We start from the raw sequence: 1,511 nt of genomic DNA on the forward strand, positions 1-1,511 counted from the left end.
GGATATTGCGGATCCAATTGAACGACTATCAATTGAAGCAAGTCATCCATTATGGCTCATTGAACGATGGGTGAAACAATTTGGTTTCGAACAAGCTGAGACAATGGCTTTTGAAAACAATATTCCTCCTGCACATACCGTTCGCGTCAACACCACACGCATTTCAGTGGATGAGGCAATTGATATGTTGCTTGACGAAGGAATTGTAGCACACCAAAGCGAAGTGATACCTGAATGCTTGCACATTGAAAAAGGGCAAGTTGCCAAAACGAAAGCTTATCAATATGGTGCTGTTTCAATTCAAGATGAAAGTTCCATGATCCCTACTTATGCACTTCAGATTGAACCAGGGCAAAGAGTTTTGGATATGTGTGCGGCTCCTGGTGGAAAATCAATGCATATCGCTGAAAAGTTGAACGGTCAAGGATCTCTGGTATCTGTGGATTTGCATCCACATAAAGTAAAACTTATAGCCGATCAAGCTACAAGACTAGGTTTTGAAAACGTTGAAACCCGTACATGGGACAGCCGTGAACTGACAAATGAATATGAAGAACAATCGTTTGACCGAATACTTGTCGATGCTCCGTGCAGTGGCTTGGGTGTCATCCGTCGAAAACCCGATATTAAGTATACAAAGAAGCAGGAAGATTTTGCTTCATTGCATAATATCCAGATTCGATTACTTGATGAAGCGTACAAGTTAATCAAACCAAACGGACTGATCGTCTACAGTACATGTACCATTGATGAGGTTGAAAATAATGGAACTGTTCAAGAATTTCTTGCAAACCATACAGACATGATGCTGGATGAACTGAATGTATTACCAGAAGCCTATCATCACCTGACCAGCAATGGTATGATTCATATTTTCCCTCAGGATTTCAATAGCGATGGTTTCTTTGTTGCCGCTTTTCGGAAAAAAGAGTTATCTTCAAAAGAAGTGAAATAAAGAAGTAAAGTGATGCATACCAACATATTTTTATAGTATGAATCGTATGCACCAACGGACTTTCAGTTACAAACCGTCRTGAACACGGCTCTGATATTGATGCAGCTTGCAGACTACTTCTTGCGAGAAGCATCAACAAGAAACGGAGTGACCATTGATGAAATACACGGTATTAAGTGATATTGGTAAAAAAAGATCGGTGAATGAAGATCGCGCGGCAGTTTTCGTGCGATCGGATTTTGTCCGTTTAGGCGTCATTGCTGATGGCATGGGCGGACACAATGCTGGTGATATCGCAAGTGAGATGGCTATCACAAAAATCGGAGAAAGTTTTGAAAGCGCTGCCTTGAATCAATTTTCTACTGAGGAATCCATCAAAGAGTGGTTTTTACAGGCCGTAAAGAAAATCAATAGTAGCATTTTTGATTATTCCCTAAGACACGAGGATTGCCAAGGGATGGGTACTACTTTCCTGGCAGTTATATTAACAGATGCCGAAAAAATTCTTTGTCATATCGGAGATAGTCGGGCCTATGAATGGCATGAGGGGAAAATG

The 1,511-nt window shown here is 40.9% G+C and carries 2 protein-coding genes; both read left to right on the forward strand.

Annotation, left to right across the window (positions count from 1 at the left end; genetic code table 11):
* Window positions 1-955: 16S rRNA (cytosine(967)-C(5))-methyltransferase RsmB (gene rsmB, locus AC1DSB_RS19145; protein ID WP_477587405.1), on the forward strand; the 955-nt coding region annotated here is incomplete at its 5' end.
* A 157-nt stretch (window positions 956-1,112) separates the two neighbouring features.
* On the forward strand, window positions 1,113-1,511 hold a 399-nt coding region (locus tag AC1DSB_RS19150; RefSeq protein ID WP_477587406.1), incomplete at its 3' end, for a protein phosphatase 2C domain-containing protein.

It is taken from the genome of Paenisporosarcina sp. P4_E4_2, from assembly GCF_056401595.1.